The organism is Pseudomonas sp. A2 (genome assembly GCF_023100865.1).
Taxonomy (GTDB): Bacteria; Pseudomonadota; Gammaproteobacteria; order Pseudomonadales; family Pseudomonadaceae; genus Aquipseudomonas; species Aquipseudomonas asiatica.
On sequence record NZ_CP039127.1, the window covers coordinates 6,056,708 to 6,074,912 of the forward strand.

Sequence of the window (18,205 nt, forward strand, 5' to 3'; positions counted from 1 at the left end):
GCCTCTCCTGCAAGCGCCTTCTGGCGCGCTAAAAGCAACAAGCCACGCAGGTGGGCCGGCGTGGCTTGTCATACGGATTCTAAATCGACCAGGTCGGCCGAAGGCGCGGGATTGTAGCGTATTTCAAGGCCCTGCGCCCACCCCCGCAAGCACATGTCGGATCAAAGGGCAAGCTGTCTCGCAGGACAACTTTTTCCTGCCGCCTCTGGGTGGACGAATACCAGACCCTTGTATCCCCGATCTCGAAAATTCAGGTACGTACATATGAGTGTTTCACGCCTCTTCGCGCTTTCGTGTGGCCTGGTACTCAGCTTGCAACTGCCAGTTGTTTCTGCTGCCCGCTCGCTTACCGTCACCGTCTATGTTCACGACGACCTTGCCGACATGAGCAATGAGCAATTGAACAAAGACTTCTTTCAGCATTGGCTGGACGAGATGCGCAGTTTCAGCCAACAGTCCATCGAGGTCATATTTCAACGCGAGGTAGAACACATTACCGATATTGCTTATGCAGGAATGCCGTCCGCTCAACTACTCGAGGCCTTCGCCCGGCAACTGCATGAACAACAGCGCCATCCATCCTTTTCCTTTATGGATAAACAGCTGCTGCTGACGCGCAACAGCTATGATCACAGCGGCCTGAACTACAATGCAGGCCTTGCCTATCAGAAGCAAAACACGGCTATTGCGTCGGCAGGTGCATACGGTGCTCCAGCCCATGAAATCGGTCATTTGCTAGGCGCCACCCACGAAGATGCCGAGCTGAAATTCAATGGCTGGGTGTGTGAAACGTACACCCCCCCCCGTGTACCGGCCCGATCCAATTGCTACCGCTACAGCGACAAGAATCGCGCGAATATCGCGGACTACTTGAAATACAACTCAAACTGAAGCCTCACCTTGTGCGCCTGACGACTCAAGCTTGCGCCACAACAAGCGGACGTTGGCCTTGCGCACCAGTGCGCAGCGGTACAGACGAATTTCCAGTGGCACATGCCACTGGCTGCCGCCGCAGATCGCCAGTTCGCCCCGCTCCAGTTCGCCACGCATCGACAGGCGCGGCACCCAGGCTATGCCCATGCCCTCCAACGCCATGCTCTTGAGGCTGTCGGCCATGGCGGTTTCGTAGACGGTGGTATAGCGCAGGTTTCGCTGGCGCAGCAGCAAATTGACCGACCGACCGAGGAAAGCGCCGGCGGTATACGCCAGCAGCGGCACACTGCCCTCGCCTTCCAGGTCGAACAACGGCTTGCCGTCGGCATCCACGGCGCACACCGGCAACATTTCAGTGGTGCCCATGTGCAGCGACGGGAAGATTTCGGCATCCATCTGCAAGGCGGCATCCGGGTCATAGAAGGCCAGCATCAGGTCGCAGCCACCTTCACGCAATGCATGCACGGCATCTCCGACGTTGGTCGCAACCAGGCGGGTGGCGATGTTCAAACCATCGTTGCGCAACTGGGCCACCCAACGCGGGAAAAAGCCCGACGCCAGCGAGTGTGCAGCGGCCACCTGTACCACTTCACCCTGCCCGCCCTCCAGGTGATGCAAATGGCGGAGAATTTCGCTCAATTGGTCGACAACAGTACGCGCGGTGACGAGAAACAGCTGCCCGGCCTCGGTCAGTTCGATCGGCGTGCGGGAACGATTCACCAATTGCAGGCCCAAAGCTGCTTCCAGACTGCGTATACGCCGGCTGAAGGCAGGTTGGGTAACGAAACGCCGCTCTGCCGCCTGGGAAAAACTGCGGGTCGCAGCCAGCGCGCTGAAGTCTTCCAGCCATTTGCTTTCAAGGTTCACGAAGCACATCTCCTGGCGCGCACCAAAATGGAACACGCTCGAATCTCAATTGGCGTCACATGAAACACTATGCCGTTTGTGCATAGGTTAGCGTGCAACAGCATTGGCCGCAAAATCACCTTCAGGCCTAGGATTGGCGCCATTCCGGCATGTGCCGGGTCAAAATCGAGATGATATACATCATGTCCTCCGCTGCATCGTTCCGCGTCGAAAAAGATTTGTTGGGTACCCTTGAAGTTCCTGCAGATGCCTACTACGGCATCCAGACCCTGCGCGCTGCCAACAACTTCCACCTCTCCGGTGTTCCGCTGTCGCACTACCCGAAGCTGGTCGTGGCCCTGGCCATGGTCAAGCAGGCTGCTGCTGACGCCAACCGTGAGCTGGGCCACCTGAGCGATGCCAAGCACGCTGCAATCACCGCAGCCTGCGCCCGCCTGATCAAAGGCGATTACCACGACCAGTTCGTAGTGGACATGATCCAGGGCGGTGCTGGTACTTCTACCAACATGAACGCCAACGAAGTAATCGCCAACGTTGCGCTGGAGGCCATGGGCCACCAGAAGGGTGAGTACCAGTACCTGCACCCGAACAACGACGTGAACATGGCGCAGTCGACCAACGACGCCTACCCGACGGCTATCCGCCTGGGCCTGCTGCTGGGCCACGACGCGCTGCTGGCCAGCCTCGACAGCCTGATCCAGGCCTTCGCTGCCAAGGGTAAAGAGTTCGACCACGTACTGAAGATGGGCCGTACCCAGCTGCAGGACGCCGTACCGATGACCCTGGGCCAGGAATTCCGTGCCTTCGCCACCACCATGACCGAAGACCTGCAGCGCCTGCGCTCGCTGGCCCCGGAACTGCTGACCGAAATCAACCTGGGCGGTACCGCCATCGGTACCGGCATCAACGCCGACCCTGGCTACCAGGCCCTGGCCGTACAGCGCCTGGCTGCCATCAGCGGCCAACCGCTGGTACCGGCTGCCGACCTGATCGAAGCCACCTCCGACATGGGCGCCTTCGTACTGTTCTCCGGCATGCTCAAGCGTACTGCAGTCAAGCTGTCGAAGATTTGCAACGACCTGCGCCTGCTGTCCAGCGGCCCACGCACCGGCATCAACGAAATCAACCTGCCAGCGCGTCAGCCAGGCAGCTCGATCATGCCAGGCAAGGTCAACCCGGTTATCCCGGAAGCCGTCAACCAAGTGGCCTTCGCCATCATGGGCAACGACCTGGCCCTGACCGTCGCCGCCGAAGGTGGCCAGCTGCAGCTGAACGTGATGGAGCCGCTGATCGCCTACAAGATCTTCGACTCGATCCGCCTGCTGCAACGTGCCATGGACATGCTGCGCGAGCATTGCATCGTCGGCATCACCGCCAACGAACAGCGCTGCCGTGAACTGGTCGAGCACTCGATCGGCCTGGTCACCGCCCTGAACCCGTACATCGGCTACGAAAACGCCACCCGTATCGCCCGCGTTGCCCTGGAAACCGGCCGCGGCGTACTGGAACTGGTGCGCGAAGAGAAGCTGCTGGACGACGCGATGCTCGACGACATCCTGCGTCCGGAAAACATGATCGCTCCCCGTCTGGTTCCGCTGAAGGCGTAACCAGGCTGCTGTAAACAGTCTCACCAGGTCGAGGGACTAGACACCTCTCAACCTTTCAAAGGCCCGAGCCTATGCTTCGGGCCTTTTTTTTGCCTGAAGGATTTTGGGGCTGCTTTGCGGCCCCCCGAACAACGGCACACAACTTGCTCCATAATGCGTCCCAGGCCAACGGGATTACCCAGCATGCTGCACAGCCACCTGACCACCCTCAACGCGGTTTCGCTGATCCTCAACGTCTTCCAGGCAGACGGTTGCGAGGCGTCGGCGCTGCTGGCCGGCAGCGGCATCGGCCCGGCAGACCTGGGCCATGCCGATGCGCGTATCACCACCCAGCAGGAACTGCAGGTGTGCGCCAACGCCGTTGCCCGACGCGAAGATATAGGCCTGGAGCTGGGCCAGCGCATGCATGTGTCGTGCTACGGCATGCTCGGTTACGCCCTGCTCTCCAGTGCCACTTTGGGTGACGCCTTGCGCTTGGCACTGCAGTATCCGGCACTGCTGGGAACAATCTTCAAGCTGCGTTTGCTCGATGACGGCCAGCGTGTCTGGTTCAGCGCCAGCGATTACCACGACAGCCCGGCGCTGACCGCCTTCAATGCCGAGTTCTGCCTGGTGTCGCTGAAGGTCATCTGCGACGACCTGCTCGGCCGCCCGCTGCCCCTGCTGGGTGCTCGTTTTGAACACCCACGGCCCGGTTACCATGCTCTCTATGCCGGGGCATTCCAGTGCCCAGTCGGTTTCGACGCCGAGGACAATGCCTTTGCCTTCGAACGGCGCTGGCTGGACACGCCACTGCCGCTGGCCGACCCGATTACCCACAAGGCAATGAGCGAACGCTGCCGGCGCCTGAACCTGGAATTCACCGGCCGCCAGGCCTGGCTGGGGCGGATTCGCCAACTGCTGGCGCAGCAACTGGATGCAGCGCCCGGGCTGGAAGGGCTGGCACGGCAGATGAACTGCTCCTCGCGCACGCTGCGCCGGCATTTGCAGGCGTTGGGCAGCAGTTATCAACAGCTGCTGGATGAACTGAGGTTCGAGCGGGCCAAACAGTTGCTGGCTGATGCGCAGATGCCGATCTACCGGATTGCCGAGTCCCTGGGGTTCAGCGAGACCGCCAGTTTTCGGCATGCCTTCCAGCGTTGGAGTGGTGTAGCGCCAAGCCATTTTCGCGGTTGAACTTTACCGGCCCTTTCGCGGGTGAACCCGCTCCCACAGGGATTGCACCCACTCAGGTGCAACACCGTACCTGTGGGAGCGGGTTCACCCGCGAAAGGGCCAGTACAGGCCACCAACAAATTCTGCCAATGAGCTTGGCCACATCGATCCCCTTTTGGCCGTATGCGTCATTCTCCCCGGGTGGCTCGCCCATGAAAATGGGCCCACGCCAGTATCCAATGGAGAACAACAATGCTGACGATCTATTCCGATGACCACCGCCTGCACCATGGCCGCTGCGAGCTGATCGACGGCAAGCTGATGCCCTGTTTCGAAATGCCGTCACGCGCCGACCATGTGCTCGACCAGGTGAAAAAGCGCAACCTTGGCGACATCCAGGGCCCCACCGACTATGGCCGTGCACCGTTGCTGCGTATCCACAGTGCCGGCTACCTGGACTTCTTCGAAGGCGCCTGGGCGCGCTGGGCCGCACTGGGCCAGGAAGGCGACCTGCTGCCATTCACCTGGCCCGCACGCTCCCTGCGCCAGATAAAACCCACCGGCCTGCACGGTGAGCTGGGCTACTACAGCTTCGACGCCGGCGCACCGATCACCGCCGGGACCTGGCAGGCTGCCTACAGCGCCGCCCAGGTCGCCCTCACCGCCCAGGCGGCGATCCAGCAAGGCGCCCATTCCGCCTTCGCCCTGTGCCGCCCGCCAGGGCACCATGCGGCTGGCGAAGTCATGGGCGGCTATTGCTACCTGAACAACGCCGCCATCGCCGCCCAGGCCTTCCTTGACCAGGGCCGGCGCAAGGTCGCAATCCTCGATGTCGACTATCACCACGGCAACGGCACCCAGGACATCTTCTACAGCCGCAACGATGTGTTCTTCGCCTCGATCCATGGCGACCCGCGCGACGAGTTCCCGTTCTTCCTCGGCTATGCCGATGAAACCGGCGAGGGTGCCGGCGAAGGCTGCAACATCAACTACCCACTGCCGGCTGGCAGCGACTGGGCCGCCTGGAACGCCGCCCTGGAGGACGCCTGCCAGCGCATCGCCGCCTATGACGCTGAAGTGCTGGTGATCTCGCTGGGTGTGGATACCTTCAAAGACGACCCGATCTCGCAGTTCAAGCTGGACAGCCCGGACTACCTGGAAATGGGCAAGCGCATCGCCCAGCTCGGCAAGCCGACCCTTTTCGTGATGGAAGGCGGCTACGCTGTGGAAGAAATCGGTATCAACGCGGTCAATGTGCTGGAAGGCTTCCAGCAGGCCCAGCCAGGAGCCCGATAATGGTTCGACTCAAGCGTCTGCTCGCCCCGTTCATCGCCGCTACCCTGTTCACCGGTGCCCTGCAGGCCCAGGCCGAACAGCGCACCCTGAGGGTGTTCAACTGGTTCGACTACATCACTCCGCAAACTCTCACCGAGTTTCAGAAAGACAGCGGAGTGAAGCTGGTCTACGACATCTTCGACACCAATGAGGCGCTGGAAGCGAAACTGCTGACCGGCAACTCCGGATATGACGTGGTAGTGCCATCCAACGTGTTCCTCGCCAAGCAGATCGAAGCGGGTGTGTTCCAGCCGCTGGACCGCAGCAAGCTGCCGAACTGGCAGCACCTGGACCCGGCGCTGATGAAGCTGATCGAAGCCAACGACCCCGGCAACAAATTTGCCGTACCCTACATGTACGGCACCGTGCTGATCGGCTTCAACCCGGCCAAGGTCAAGGCTGCGCTCGGCGACAACGCCCCGGTGGACAGTTGGGACCTGATCTTCAAGGAAGAGAACATCTCCAAGCTCAAGCAATGCGGCGTGGCCCTGCTCGACTCGCCGTCGGAGATCATGCCGCTGGCCCTGCAGTACCTGGGCCTGCCACCGAACAGCGACAAACCGGCTGATTACAAGAAAGCCGAAGCGCTGATGCTGAAGATTCGCCCGCACATCACCTACTTCCATTCCTCGAAGTACATGGCTGACATCGCCAACGGCGATATCTGCGTGGCAGTGGGCTACAGCGGTAGCTTCTCTCAGGCAGCCAACCGCGCCCGCGAGGCGAAGAATGGCGTGGTGGTGGACATGCGCCTGCCCAAGGAAGGTGCACCGATCTGGTTCGACATGCTGGCGATTCCGAAGAATGCGACCAACCCGGAAGATGCCCACGCGTTCATCAACTACTTACTGCGGCCTGAGGTGATTGCGCCTATCAGCGACTTTGTCGGGTACCCGAACCCGAACAAGGATGCGACCGACAAGGTCGACCCGGCGATTCGCAACAACCCCAACCTGTATCCGACAGCGGAGGCGATGGCCAAGCTGTATACCCTCAAGCCCCTGGCGCGGGATGCCGAGCGAGCTCGGACCAGGGCCTGGACACGGATCAAGTCTGGTACCTGATTTAGAGCCGGGGCCGCTAGGCGGCCCCATTCACTTTCTCCAGGCCTTGCGCAAGCGCATCAACGCCTCGGCAATCTCCCCCTCCGGCACCGCTGCAAACCCCAGCACCAGCCCTGCCCTTTTATCCACAGGCACCTCGCTGTCAGCCAGCCAGAAATTGCTAAGCGGCGTCACCTCAACCCCCACCGCTTCAGCCTTGGCCACCAACTCCTGCTCCCGCGCAAAGTTATCCACATCGACCTTCACATGCAGCCCGGCCGCCACCTCCGGCATGCCGCTCAAACCCGGAATATCCACGGGCCAGCCAGCCTTCAGCACATTGCGCCGGCTCAACGCCGCCTTGCGCATGCGCCGAATATGCCGCTGGAAGTGCCCCCGGGCCATGAACTCGGCCATCACGCACTGGCTACTGACCTCCGAATGCCGCACCGCCAGCGCCCTGCCCTGGCTGAACGGCTGCGCCAGTTGCGGTGGCAGTACCAGATAGCCCAGGCGCAACGCCGGAAAGGCGATCTTGCCGAAGGTACCGACGTACAGCACCCGCCCGTGCCGGTCGAGCGCTGCTAGCGGGGCCAAGGGCGCACCGCTGTACCGGTACTCGCCGTCGTAGTCGTCTTCGATGATCCAGCCTTCGCTGCGCTCGGCCCAGGCCAGCAGTTCCAGGCGTCGCGCCAGAGTCATGGTCACCCCGGTCGGGTACTGGTGGGCTGGCGTGACATAGGCCAGCCGGCAATCCGTCAGTTGCCCGAGCCGGCGACAGTCCATGCCGTCCTCGTCCACCGGCACGCCACACAGCCTGCCACCGGCCAGCGCAAAGGCATGCCCGGCTGCGCGGTAACCCGGGTTTTCCACAGCCACACCGTCGCCCGGCTGCAACAGCAACTGTGCACAAAGACTGATTGCCTGCTGCGCACCACTGGTGATCACAATTTGTTCAGCGGTACAACTCAGCCCACGCGAGCGACGCAGGTAGGCCGCGATCAGTTCACGCAGCAGCGGCTCGCCTGCCGGGTCACCATAACCCAACTGCGCCGGAGCCGGGTTGCGCCAGAAACCCGCCTGTAGCTTGGCCCAGACGTCGAAGGGGAACAGGTCGAACGCCGGAATACCGACGCGAAAAGCACGCGGTGCACCGCTTTTTGGGGGCGGCAGATGGTTACTTTTCAGGCGCTGCAAAGGCTCGCTGGAACGGCGCTTGCTGGATAAATCCTCAGTATTTTCTGAGGGATTTGTGGATAAGTCTGTTGATAACACACGGGATAACCCTGTGGATACTTTTGTGGATAGTTTTGCACTTGAGAGCTTCGGTAACTGGCTCACATAGGTGCCGTCGCCTACCCGGCTTTCGATGTAGCCCTCGGCATATAGCTGGTCATAGGCCCGCACCACACTGTTGCGTGACAGCGCCAGCATGGCGGCCAGATCACGAGTGGCCGGTAGCCGTGTGCCACTGCTCAGGCGCCCGTCCAGCACCCGCGCACGTAGCGCCTGGTACAGCTGCTGGCTGAGCCCGCGGCGGCGATCGAGGTCGATCCCGGCAGGGTCGAAAGGCAACACGAGGGGGCGCTCGCTCATGGCATTGGACCTATAAAAACAGCTGTTAATGGCTCTTACTATGAACCAATAGCCTGCCTAGGATGGAGCCATCGCACAAGGAAACCGAGCATGTACAACAGCAAACCCCATCAGGAACACGACCTCGGGCGCCTGCACCAGCACATGCTCGACACCCGCCTGGCCATCCTGGTCAGCCAGGGCGAACAAGGCCTGCTGGCCACGCACCTGCCAGTGCTGGTCGATATTGCCGAAGGCGAATTCGGCACCGTCTATGCCCACCTGGCGCGGGCCAACCCCCAATGGCACGACCTGAGGCAAGGTGGCGAAGCCCTGCTGGTGTTCCCCGGCGCCGATGCCTATGTCAGCCCCGGTTACTACCCGAGCAAGACCGACAACCCCAAGGTGGTGCCAACCTGGAACTACCTGGCGGTGCACGCCTATGGCCCAGCCGAAGTGATCCACGAAGCCGAACCCTTGCTGGCCATTGTCAGCCGACTGACCGAGCGCCACGAACAAGGCCGCGGCGAACCGTGGAAAGTCACCGACGCCCCGCGTGATTACCTCGATGGCATGCTCCGCGCCATCGTCGGTGTTCGCTTGCCCATCACCCGCCTGCAAGGCGCGCGCAAGCTAAGCCAGAACCGCTCTGAGCAAGACATTGCCGGCGTGCGTGAAGGCCTTAGCGCCAGCCCCGATTACCTGGATAACCAACTCGCGGCGCATATGCACCAACTCTGAAGGAATAGCCCATGTCCAGCGTTACCCTGCGTCCTGTCACCACCCAAGACCATGCTGCCTGGCTCGCCTTGTGGCAGGCCTACTTGCACTTCTATGAATCCGAATTGGCCGATGAGGTCAGCCTCAGCACCTGGCAACGCCTGCTCGACCCAAACGAACCGACCCATTCAGCCTTGGCCTGGGTCGATGGCAAGGCGGTGGGCATGGTCAACTTCATCTACCATCGTTCCAACTGGAGCATTGGCAACGCCTGCTACCTGCAGGACCTGTACGTGGAAAGCGGGCAGCGCGGCCTGGGCATCGGCCGCCAGCTGATCGAGCACGTCTACGCCCAAGCCAAGACCGACAACTGCATCAAGGTGTACTGGGTGACCCATGAGACCAACGCCACCGCCATCAGCCTGTACCAACAGGTTGCCGAGCGCTCGGGCTTCATCCAATTCCGCAAAGAGTTCTAAGGCCGAACATGACCGACGCATTGAACTGGAAACCCGCCGCAGTCCCACAGGCCGACCCTATCGACGGCCGTTTCATCCGCCTCGAAAAGCTTGACCCGGCGCGACATGGCGACGACCTCTGGGAGGTGTTGCAAGGCCCGGCTGCCGATCCGGTACTGTGGGACTACTTGCCCTATGGCCCATTTGCCGAGCGTGCCGCCTTCGACCGTTGGCTGGAAGGCAACGCCGCCGGCCGCGACCCGCTGTTCTACACCGTCATCGACCGCACCAGCGGCCAGGCCCAGGGCATCCTCAGCCTGATGTCGATCGTGCCCGACCACGGTCGCATCGAAATTGGCCACATCGCCTTCGGCGCCGCCATGCAGCGTACACCCAAGGGCACCGAGGCGGTGTACCTGCTGGGCAAGCTGGGCTTCGAGCTGGGCAACCGCCGGCTGGAGTGGAAGTGCAACAACGCCAACGCCCGCTCCAAGCGCGCGGCGGAGCGGTTTGGCTTTGTCTATGAAGGAGTGTTCCGCAAGCACCTGGTGGTGAAGGACCACAATCGGGATACGGCGTGGTATTCGATTACCGATGATGAGTGGCCAGCGGTGGCCGCCGGGTTCGAGCGGTGGTTGAGCGATACCAACCAACAACCTGGAGGTCAGGTAGAAACACTTGAGGCATGCCGTAAAGGTTGAGAGTTGTGTTGGATCAGCCGGCCTCTTCGCGGGTAAACCCGCTCCCACAGGTACTGACCTCAGGCTTGCGGGGGCCTGTAGGAGCAGCCTTGTGCTGCGAAGAGGCCGGCAGATTCAACGCAAAAAAAAAGGGGAGCATCCGCTCCCCAGAGGTAAACCGCCTATAGATGAGGGCTTATCTCAGCCCTCGATCTCGATCAGGATCTCGCCCGGAGTCACACGGTCGCCCTTGGCCACGTGGATGGCCACGACCTTGCCAGCGATACCCGCCTGCACTTCGGTCTCCATCTTCATGGCTTCGGTGATCAGCACGGCCTGGCCGGTCTTGACCATGTCGCCTTCCTTGACCAGCACATCGACGATGTTGCCTGGCATGGTGGTGCTGACGTGGCCCGGGGCACTGGCCTGCTTGCGCTTGCTGCTGCCGCCGCCGACGAATTCGTTGAGCGGCTCGAACACCACTTCTTCCGGCATGCCGTCGATCGACAGGTAGAAGTGGCGCTTGCCTTCGGCCTTCACGCCCACACCGGTGATGTCGACGCGGTAGGTTTCGCCGTGCACGTCGATGACGAACTCGGTCGGTACGCCTTCACCGCTATGGGACGCCACTGCGCCCGCTTCAGGAATTGGCAGCAGGACTTCAGGGGTCAGGGTGCCGGCTTCGCGTTCTTCGAGGAACTTGCGACCAATGTCAGGGAACATGGCGAAAGTCAGCACGTCTTCTTCGCAACGGGCCAGGGCGCCGATATCGGCACGCAGCTTGGCCATTTCCGGCTTCAGCAGGTCGGCCGGGCGCAAGTCGATCACTTCTTCACTGCCGATCGCCTGACGGCGCAGCTGCTCGTTGACCACGCCCGGAGCCTTGCCGTAACCGCCTTGCAGGTACAGCTTCACCTCGTTGGTGATGGTCTTGTAGCGCTCGCCGGCCAGCACGTTGAAGAACGCCTGGGTACCGACGATCTGCGAGGTCGGGGTCACTAGCGGTGGGAAGCCAAGGTCTTCACGCACGCGCGGGATCTCAGCCAGCACTTCGTTCATGCGGTTGAGGGCGCCCTGTTCCTTGAGCTGGTTGGCCAGGTTGGAAATCATGCCGCCCGGTACCTGGTTGACCTGTACGCGGGTGTCCACGGCGGTGAACTCGCTTTCGAACTGGTGGTACTTCTTGCGCACGGCATAGAAGTACAGGCCGATTTCCTGCAGCAGTTCCAGGTCCAGGCCAGTATCGAATTCGCTGCCCTTGAGCGCGGCAACCATCGACTCGGTACCCGGGTGGCTGGTGCCCCAAGCGAAGCTGGAGATGGCGGTGTCGATGTGATCGGCGCCGTTTTCCACAGCCTTCAGCTGGCACATTGCGGCCAGACCGGCAGTGTCGTGGGAGTGAATGAACACCGGCAGCGACTGCTCGGCTTTCAGCGCCTTGACCAGTTCGCCGGTGGCGAACGGGGTCAGCAGGCCGGCCATGTCCTTGATCGCGATCGAGTCGCAACCCATGGCTTCCATCTGCTTGGCCTGGTTCACGAAGGCTTCGATGGTGTGCACCGGGCTGGTGGTGTAGGCGATGGTGCCCTGAGCGTGCTTGCCGGCAGCCTTGACCGCTTCAATGGCCACGCGCAGGTTACGCACGTCGTTCATGGCATCGAAGATACGGAATACGTCGATACCGTTGACCGCGGCCTTGGCGACGAACGCCTTGACCACGTCGTCGCTGTAGTGGCGGTAGCCCAGCAGGTTCTGGCCGCGCAGCAGCATTTGCAGGCGGGTGTTGGGCAGCGCTGCGCGCAGCTTGCGCAGGCGCTCCCACGGGTCTTCCTTGAGGAAGCGCACGCAGGCGTCGAAGGTGGCGCCACCCCAGACTTCCAGCGACCAGTAGCCGACCTTGTCGAGCTTGTCGCAGATCGGCAGCATGTCTTCAGTACGCATGCGGGTGGCCAGCAGGGACTGGTGGGCGTCGCGCAGGATCGTGTCGGTTACGTGAATTTTCTTGGACATTATGGGGTTCCTCACAGGCCTGCGTGGGCGGCGATGGCGGCGGCGATGGCCAGGGCCAGCTCTTCGGGTTTGCGCTTGATCGAGTAATTGGTCAGTTCCGGGTGGCTTTCGACGAAGCTGGTGTTGAACTGGCCGCTACGGAATTCCGGATTGCGCAGGATTTCCTGGTAGTACGCGGCGGTGGTCTTCACCCCTTGCACGCGCATGTCGTCCAGGGCCCGCAGGCCGCGGTCCATGGCTTCTTCCCAGGTCAACGCCCACACCACCAGTTTCAGGCACATGGAGTCATAGAACGGCGGGATGGTGTAGCCGGTGTAGATCGCCGTGTCGGTACGCACGCCCGGGCCGCCGGGTGCGTAGTAACGGGTGATCTTGCCGAAGCTGGGCAGGAAGTTGTTCTTCGGATCTTCGGCGTTGATGCGGAACTGCAGCGCGTAACCGCGGTGCTGGATGTCTTCCTGCTTGACCGACAGCGGCAGGCCCGAGGCAATGCGGATCTGCTCACGGACGATGTCGATACCGGTGATTTCCTCGGTGATGGTGTGTTCCACCTGCACCCGGGTGTTCATTTCCATGAAGTACACCTCGCCATCGGCGAGCAGGAACTCCACGGTACCGGCGTTCTCGTAGTTCACCGCCTTGGCCGCACGCACCGCCAGGTCGCCGATGTAGGCGCGCTGTTCGGGGGTGAGCTGTGGGCTCGGGGCGATTTCGATGAGCTTCTGGTTGCGGCGCTGGATCGAGCAGTCGCGCTCGAACAGGTGCACGACGTTGCCAAAGCTGTCACCGAGGATCTGCGCCTCGATGTGCTTGGGGTTGACGATGCACTTTTCCAGGAACACTTCCGCAGAACCAAAGGCCTTGGTAGCCTCGGAGATGACGCGGGGGAAGTTCTGTTCCAGTTCTTCACGGCTGTTGCAACGGCGAATACCACGGCCGCCACCACCAGAGGTGGCCTTGAGCATGACCGGGTAACCGATGCGGTCACCTTCACTCAGGGCTTCGTGAATATCGGCAACGTTGCCTTCGGTACCCGGGGTTACCGGTACACCGGCGGCGATCATGGTACGGCGTGCTTCGGTCTTGTCGCCCATGCGGCGAATGACCTCGGCGGCCGGGCCGATGAACTTGATCCCGCGCTCGGCGCAAATCTCTGCCAGTTCGGCGTTTTCCGACAGGAAACCATAACCCGGGTGCAGGGCATCACAGCCGGTTTCCACAGCCAGGTTCACCAGCTTGCGCGGGTTCAGGTAACCGGCCAGCGGCTCGGCACCAATGCTGTGGGCTTCGTCGGCGCGCTTGACGTGCAATGCATGGCGGTCGGCGTCGGAATAGATCGCCACCGAGCGAATGCCCATTTCGGCGCACGCACGCACGATCCGAACTGCAATTTCACCTCGGTTGGCGATCAGGATTTTTTTTATCACTGGAGTCTTCCCAAAGCCGTAGGAACAGTCGAGCCGGTTCTCCCGGTCGGCGCGTGACCAGACGTTGCTGGCCAGTCGCACATTCACCCTAGCGCTGTAGGTTGATAAACAAAAATCAATATTTGTTAGAGGCTGTATTAGCAAAAGCTTATAGTGCGGTAACAAGGTGTTGCCGAAGGGCGGATAAAAATGCGTAAGTCCTTGATGCGTATGACTTTGCGTCAATTGCAGGTCTTCAATGAGGTGTGCGATTTGCGTTCATACAGCCGTGCGGCGGAAGAGATGGCGCTTACGCAACCCGCCGTTAGTCTACAGATCCGTCAGCTCGAAGAGCTGATCGGCCAGCCGCTGTTCGAGTACGTGGGCAAGAAGCTCTACCTGACCGAAGCTGCCGAGGCCTTGCAACGCGCCAGCCGCGATATCTTCGGGCGCCTGGAGAGCCTGGACATGCAGCTTTCGGATATGCAGGGCTCATTGCAGGGGCAGTTGAAACTGGCGATCGAGTCCAGTGCCAAGTACTTCGTGCCACACCTGTTCGCGGCCTTCAAGCAGCGTCACCCGGAGGTCAACCTGACCCTGACGGTGGTCAATCGCGCCCAGGCAATCCGCCGCCTGTCGGACAACCGCGACGACCTGATCATCATGTCCATGGTGCCGCAGGACATGGGCCTGGATTTTCTGCCGTTCCTCAACAACCCGATTGTCGCGGTGGCACCGCCCGAGCACCCGCTGTGCAAGCTGGAGCAACTGCGCCTGCAGGACCTGGAGCCTCATACCCTGCTGGTCCGCGAACAGGGTTCGGGCACGCGCAAGGCTTGCGAGGAATACTTCAAGGACAAGCGCGTGCATTTCACCCAGACCCTGGAGGTGGCCTCGGCCGACGCCCAGCGCGAGTGCGTAATTGCCGGGCTGGGCATTGCCATGCTTACCCGCCATGCGGTCAACCTGGAGCTGGCTACCGGTGTATTGAGGGAGCTGCCGGTGGAAGAACTGCCGCTGTACCGCAGCTGGTGCGTGGTGCAGTCCAAGGCCAAACGGCAGTCGCCGGTGGCCTTGGCCTTTCTGGCATTCATCCGCAGCGAACGTGCGCTGATCAGCGCGCTGGTTGAGCGTTTTTCGGGGAAGCTGCTGCCGACGCCTGCCAGACCGTGAGCTCTTGCAGTTCGGGGTAGTCCACTAGTTCGCGGAGCAGTTGACGTTGGTCGCAATAGCTCTCGATCGCGCGGCGGTATTCCATGCGGCGCTGATCCTTTTCCTGCTGCTTGCGAGCCTTGGCGCTGGGTTGGTACGTACCGTCGAAGTCACGAGCCATTGCCTGTCTCCCAGATAGGATGCGGGAGTTTCATACTGGCTTGAGTGGTTTACGGTTTGGCTGTGGAATGGTGACAAAACAGTGAAATTTATAGCGCCTGTGTCGGCCTCTTCGCGGGTAAACCCGCTCCCACAGGTGCTCACAGCCTCAAGGACGGTGCAGTACCTGTGGGAGCGGGTTTACCCGCGAAAGGGCCGGCACAAGCAACGACAATCAGTCGTCGGTAGCCTTGATCGACTTGGGCGACAAGCGCAGGCTGCGCAAGCTGCGCTTCACGCTCTTCAGGTGGTTGACCAGGCTCGGCCCGCGCGCCATGGCTACGCCCATGGCCAGCACGTCGATCACCACCAGGTGGGCGATACGCGAGGTCAGCGGGGTGTAGATTTCGGTGTCTTCATGCACATCGATCGCCAGGTTGACAGTCGAAAGCTCCGCCAGCGGTGTCTGGCTTGGGCACAGGGTAATCAGGTTGGCGCCGCTCTCACGGACCAGGTTGGCGGTAATCAGCAGGTCCTTGGAACGGCCCGACTGGGAAATGCATACCGCCACATCACCCGGCTTCAGGGTCACCGCCGACATCGCTTGCATGTGCGGGTCGGAATAGGCTGCCGCGCTGAGCAACAGACGGAAGAATTTGTGCTGAGCATCGGCCGCCACCGCACCGGAGGCGCCAAAGCCATAGAACTCCACACGCTGCGCCTGGGCCATGGCAGTCACCGCCTGCTGCAGCGCCTGCGGATCGAGGTGCTCGCGCACTTCCATCAGGGTGTGCAGCGTGGTGTCGAAGATCTTCAGGCTGTAGTCGGCGACCGAGTCGTCTTCATGGATGGCGAACTGGCCGAAACTCGCCCCCGCAGCCAGGCTCTGCGCCAGCTTCAGCTTCAGGTCCTGGAAGCCCGAGCAACCGATCGCGCGGCAGAAACGCACGATGGTCGGTTCGCTGATACCCACGCTGTGCGCCAGATCGGCCATGGAGCTGTGCATGACGGCAGCCGGGTCGAGTAGCACGTGGTCGGCTACCTTGAGTTCCGATTTGCGCAGCAGGTGGCGCGATTGGGCGATATGTTGCAACAGATTCACAGGCTGGACTCGGTTATGATCGGCTGGCCGGGTTGTAGCTTTCTTGTAGTTATACTACATGGACGCCAACCCGCCCAGTTAAACGAACGTGGAGAGTGGTGGTTTGACTATTCCTTGCGACATTCTGGTCTTCGGCGGCACCGGCGATCTGGCCCTGCACAAATTGCTTCCGGCGCTCTACCACCTGTTTCGCGAGGCCCGTCTGAACAACGCCGTGCGGATCATCGCGCTGGCACGACGCAACTTGCCACGTAACGATTATCTCAAGCTCGCGGAACGCCATTGCCGGGCACAGATTGCCCGCAACGACTTCGACGAAGAGGTCTGGCAGCGGTTTTCCGCACGGGTCGACTATTTCGCCATGGATGCTTCGCAAAGCGCCGACTTCGGTCGCCTGGCGCGCTACCTGGGCGAGCCCGGCGGCTTGACGCGCATCTTCTACCTAGCCACCGCCCCCAATCTGTTCGTACCGATTGCCAAGCACCTGCATAACGCCGGCCTGGCAGACACTGAGGCGCGCATCGTGCTGGAAAAGCCGATCGGCCACTCGCTGGAATCGGCTACCGCCATCAACGAAGCGATTGGCGCAGTGCTGGAGGAAAACCAGGTATTTCGCATCGACCACTACCTGGGCAAGGAAACCGTGCAGAACCTCATGGCCCTGCGTTTTGCCAACGCCCTGCTGGAGCCGGTGTGGCGCAACAACCAGGTTGATCACGTGCAGATCAGCGTTTGCGAGACCCTGGGTGTAGAGAACCGTGGTGCCTACTACGACCGCGCCGGGGCTACCCGCGACATGTTGCAGAACCACCTGCTTCAGCTGCTATGCCTGGTGGCCATGGAGCCCCCCGCGCAGTTCGAGGCCGAAGCGGTGCGTGACGAGAAAGTGAAGATCCTGCGGGCCCTCAAGCCCATCACTGGCCAGGACGTGCAGGACAAGACCGTACGCGGCCAGTATGGCGCCGGGCGCATCGGCGGCCAGGAAGTGCCGGCTTATTACTTCGAAAAGGACGTCGACAACGACAGCGACACCGAAACCTTCATCGCCATCGAGGCGCACATCGACAATTGGCGCTGGGCGGGCGTGCCCTTCTACCTGCGTACCGGCAAGCGCATGGCACGGCGCTCATCGCAGATCGTCATCCAGTTCAAGCCGGTGCCCCACGAGCTTTTCAATGGTGGCCAGGTCAACCAGTTGCTGATCCAGTTGCAACCGGACGAGCGCATCAGCCTGCGCATGATGACCAAGAGCCCGGGCAAGGGAATGCGCCTGGAACCTGTGGACCTGGACCTGAACCTGGCCCAGGTGTTCAGCCAGACCCGCCGCTGGGACGCCTACGAGCGCCTGCTGCTGGATGTGCTGGAGGGCGACTCGACGCTGTTCATGCGCCGCGATGAGGTGGAAGCGGCCTGGGCCTGGATCGATCCGATCATCAAGGGCTGTGAAGAGCACTTCCAGGCGCCGCGACCGTACCCGGCAGGCTGTAACGGGCCAGAGCAAGCCAACAGCCTGCTCGCCAGGCACGGCAGGCAATGGCATAGCTGAAGCACTGCCCTGCTCCCGTGGCAGGCGAAAGGGCAGAAAGTGGCCCAGCGCACTGGCGCTACTTTCAACCCGAAACAGGAGCAGACAATGGCCATTATCACCAACCTCGTTGCAATCAACGACATCGCTCACGGCAAGCAGGTTTTCAGGGTTCACGGCACCGTTACGGTCGCCTCCCCGGCCATCGAACCGGTGCTGGTCGAACCCAAGCTGCGCCACAGAGGTGGCTGGGAAGTACTTGAGCTTCAACTTCTGGATAGCGGCGCAATCACTCCGCAGGTGCTGACGGAAAAAACCGTGGCTTTCGAGCGCGCAGGCGGCACTGGCTGGAAAACCGTGGAGATCATTCATGCAGACGGTTCGCAGCGCTGCGAAATTCGTACCATCGAGGCGATTGACTGAGCCGCTGCCGGCCGGGTCGCCCGAGCGGTGGCCTGGCACCTTCCATCGGCTCGAT

The 18,205-nt window shown here is 61.5% G+C and carries 17 protein-coding genes; 11 read left to right on the top strand and 6 right to left on the bottom strand.

The features are described from left to right. Nucleotides 1–264: 264 nt before the first annotated feature. Nucleotides 265–891, top strand: a complete 627-nt coding sequence (locus E5221_RS27985; RefSeq protein ID WP_247846734.1) for a hypothetical protein — start codon at nucleotides 265–267, stop codon at nucleotides 889–891. Here the strand turns inward: E5221_RS27985 and E5221_RS27990 are convergent. Beyond that, nucleotides 883–1,800 carry a LysR substrate-binding domain-containing protein gene (locus E5221_RS27990; protein WP_013974829.1) on the bottom strand — a complete coding sequence of 306 codons (918 nt, stop codon included), beginning with the start codon at nucleotides 1,798–1,800 and terminating at the stop codon, nucleotides 883–885. The genes E5221_RS27985 and E5221_RS27990 overlap by 9 nt on opposite strands. A gap of 182 nt (nucleotides 1,801–1,982) precedes the next feature. On the opposite strand from E5221_RS27990, the gene aspA reads away from it, so the two are divergent. The 4 genes from aspA to E5221_RS28010 all read left to right on the top strand — a co-directional run bounded on the left by aspA (nucleotide 1,983) and on the right by E5221_RS28010 (nucleotide 6,961). After that, complete coding sequence (gene aspA / locus E5221_RS27995) at nucleotides 1,983–3,407, top strand: aspartate ammonia-lyase (protein ID WP_003260072.1); 1,425 nt, start codon at nucleotides 1,983–1,985, stop codon at nucleotides 3,405–3,407. A gap of 183 nt (nucleotides 3,408–3,590) precedes the next feature. Then, complete coding sequence (locus E5221_RS28000; protein WP_061550228.1) at nucleotides 3,591–4,583, top strand: AraC family transcriptional regulator; 993 nt, start codon at nucleotides 3,591–3,593, stop codon at nucleotides 4,581–4,583. Between the two features lie 231 nt (nucleotides 4,584–4,814). Beyond that, complete coding sequence (locus tag E5221_RS28005; protein ID WP_061550227.1) at nucleotides 4,815–5,858, top strand: histone deacetylase family protein; 1,044 nt, start codon at nucleotides 4,815–4,817, stop codon at nucleotides 5,856–5,858. Further along, on the top strand, nucleotides 5,858–6,961 hold the full coding sequence (locus tag E5221_RS28010) for a polyamine ABC transporter substrate-binding protein (RefSeq protein ID WP_061550226.1): 1,104 nt from the start codon (nucleotides 5,858–5,860) through the stop codon (nucleotides 6,959–6,961). Before E5221_RS28005 ends, E5221_RS28010 begins: the two co-directional genes overlap by 1 nt. Before the next feature lie 30 nt (nucleotides 6,962–6,991). Here E5221_RS28010 and E5221_RS28015 read toward each other — a convergent pair whose 3' ends face one another. Next, on the bottom strand, nucleotides 6,992–8,536 hold the full coding sequence (locus E5221_RS28015; RefSeq protein WP_061550225.1) for a PLP-dependent aminotransferase family protein: 1,545 nt from the start codon (nucleotides 8,534–8,536) through the stop codon (nucleotides 6,992–6,994). A 90-nt stretch (nucleotides 8,537–8,626) separates the two neighbouring features. Between E5221_RS28015 and E5221_RS28020 the strand changes: the two genes are divergently transcribed. The 3 genes from E5221_RS28020 to E5221_RS28030 are packed head-to-tail and all read left to right on the top strand — an operon-like array spanning nucleotide 8,627 to nucleotide 10,394. Next, nucleotides 8,627–9,256 carry an FMN-binding negative transcriptional regulator gene (locus tag E5221_RS28020; RefSeq protein WP_061550224.1) on the top strand — a complete coding sequence of 210 codons (630 nt, stop codon included), beginning with the start codon at nucleotides 8,627–8,629 and terminating at the stop codon, nucleotides 9,254–9,256. Between the two features lie 11 nt (nucleotides 9,257–9,267). Continuing rightward, the gene (locus E5221_RS28025; RefSeq protein ID WP_061550223.1) at nucleotides 9,268–9,714 is read left to right on the top strand and encodes a GNAT family N-acetyltransferase; all 447 of its coding nucleotides are present in this window, start codon (nucleotides 9,268–9,270) and stop codon (nucleotides 9,712–9,714) included. 8 nt (nucleotides 9,715–9,722) lie between these two features. Beyond that, complete coding sequence (locus tag E5221_RS28030; RefSeq protein WP_061550222.1) at nucleotides 9,723–10,394, top strand: GNAT family protein; 672 nt, start codon at nucleotides 9,723–9,725, stop codon at nucleotides 10,392–10,394. A 180-nt stretch (nucleotides 10,395–10,574) separates the two neighbouring features. Here the strand turns inward: E5221_RS28030 and oadA are convergent, their stop codons facing one another. Next, nucleotides 10,575–12,383, bottom strand: a complete 1,809-nt coding sequence (gene oadA / locus E5221_RS28035; protein WP_247846735.1) for a sodium-extruding oxaloacetate decarboxylase subunit alpha — start codon at nucleotides 12,381–12,383, stop codon at nucleotides 10,575–10,577. An 11-nt stretch (nucleotides 12,384–12,394) separates the two neighbouring features. After that, nucleotides 12,395–13,810, bottom strand: a complete 1,416-nt coding sequence (locus E5221_RS28040) for an acetyl-CoA carboxylase biotin carboxylase subunit (protein ID WP_013974837.1) — start codon at nucleotides 13,808–13,810, stop codon at nucleotides 12,395–12,397. Between the two features lie 189 nt (nucleotides 13,811–13,999). Between E5221_RS28040 and E5221_RS28045 the strand changes: the two genes are divergently transcribed. Beyond that, the gene (locus E5221_RS28045; protein WP_039612357.1) at nucleotides 14,000–14,962 is read left to right on the top strand and encodes a LysR family transcriptional regulator; all 963 of its coding nucleotides are present in this window, start codon (nucleotides 14,000–14,002) and stop codon (nucleotides 14,960–14,962) included. Here the strand turns inward: E5221_RS28045 and E5221_RS28050 are convergent. Then, nucleotides 14,904–15,122: a hypothetical protein gene (locus tag E5221_RS28050; protein WP_080563834.1), complete on the bottom strand. Its 219-nt coding sequence runs from the start codon at nucleotides 15,120–15,122 to the stop codon at nucleotides 14,904–14,906. The two genes, E5221_RS28045 and E5221_RS28050, sit on opposite strands and share 59 nt — an antisense overlap. 213 nt (nucleotides 15,123–15,335) lie before the next feature. After that, complete coding sequence (gene hexR, locus E5221_RS28055; protein ID WP_011536461.1) at nucleotides 15,336–16,202, bottom strand: transcriptional regulator HexR; 867 nt, start codon at nucleotides 16,200–16,202, stop codon at nucleotides 15,336–15,338. A 103-nt stretch (nucleotides 16,203–16,305) separates the two neighbouring features. On the opposite strand from hexR, the gene zwf reads away from it, so the two are divergent. Together zwf and E5221_RS28065 are read left to right on the top strand one after the other, a co-directional pair. Further along, nucleotides 16,306–17,748 carry a glucose-6-phosphate dehydrogenase gene (gene zwf / locus E5221_RS28060; RefSeq protein ID WP_039612358.1) on the top strand — a complete coding sequence of 481 codons (1,443 nt, stop codon included), beginning with the start codon at nucleotides 16,306–16,308 and terminating at the stop codon, nucleotides 17,746–17,748. An 87-nt stretch (nucleotides 17,749–17,835) separates the two neighbouring features. After that, complete coding sequence (locus E5221_RS28065; RefSeq protein ID WP_013974840.1) at nucleotides 17,836–18,150, top strand: hypothetical protein; 315 nt, start codon at nucleotides 17,836–17,838, stop codon at nucleotides 18,148–18,150. Nucleotides 18,151–18,205: the final 55 nt, after the last annotated feature.

Excerpts from the sequence above, each read along its gene's own strand:
- E5221_RS27985 (WP_247846734.1), top strand. The coding sequence starts at position 265 with ATGAGTGTTTCACGCCTCTTCGCGCTTTCGTGTGGCCTGGTACTCAGC.
- aspA (WP_003260072.1), top strand. The coding sequence starts at position 1,983 with ATGTCCTCCGCTGCATCGTTCCGCGTCGAAAAAGATTTGTTGGGTACC.
- E5221_RS28000 (WP_061550228.1), top strand. The coding sequence starts at position 3,591 with ATGCTGCACAGCCACCTGACCACCCTCAACGCGGTTTCGCTGATCCTC.
- E5221_RS28005 (WP_061550227.1), top strand. The coding sequence starts at position 4,815 with ATGCTGACGATCTATTCCGATGACCACCGCCTGCACCATGGCCGCTGC.
- E5221_RS28010 (WP_061550226.1), top strand. The coding sequence starts at position 5,858 with ATGGTTCGACTCAAGCGTCTGCTCGCCCCGTTCATCGCCGCTACCCTG.
- E5221_RS28015 (WP_061550225.1), bottom strand. The coding sequence starts at position 8,536 with ATGAGCGAGCGCCCCCTCGTGTTGCCTTTCGACCCTGCCGGGATCGAC.
- E5221_RS28020 (WP_061550224.1), top strand. The coding sequence starts at position 8,627 with ATGTACAACAGCAAACCCCATCAGGAACACGACCTCGGGCGCCTGCAC.
- E5221_RS28025 (WP_061550223.1), top strand. The coding sequence starts at position 9,268 with ATGTCCAGCGTTACCCTGCGTCCTGTCACCACCCAAGACCATGCTGCC.
- E5221_RS28030 (WP_061550222.1), top strand. The coding sequence starts at position 9,723 with ATGACCGACGCATTGAACTGGAAACCCGCCGCAGTCCCACAGGCCGAC.
- oadA (WP_247846735.1), bottom strand. The coding sequence starts at position 12,383 with ATGTCCAAGAAAATTCACGTAACCGACACGATCCTGCGCGACGCCCAC.
- E5221_RS28045 (WP_039612357.1), top strand. The coding sequence starts at position 14,000 with ATGCGTAAGTCCTTGATGCGTATGACTTTGCGTCAATTGCAGGTCTTC.
- E5221_RS28050 (WP_080563834.1), bottom strand. The coding sequence starts at position 15,122 with ATGGCTCGTGACTTCGACGGTACGTACCAACCCAGCGCCAAGGCTCGC.
- E5221_RS28065 (WP_013974840.1), top strand. The coding sequence starts at position 17,836 with ATGGCCATTATCACCAACCTCGTTGCAATCAACGACATCGCTCACGGC.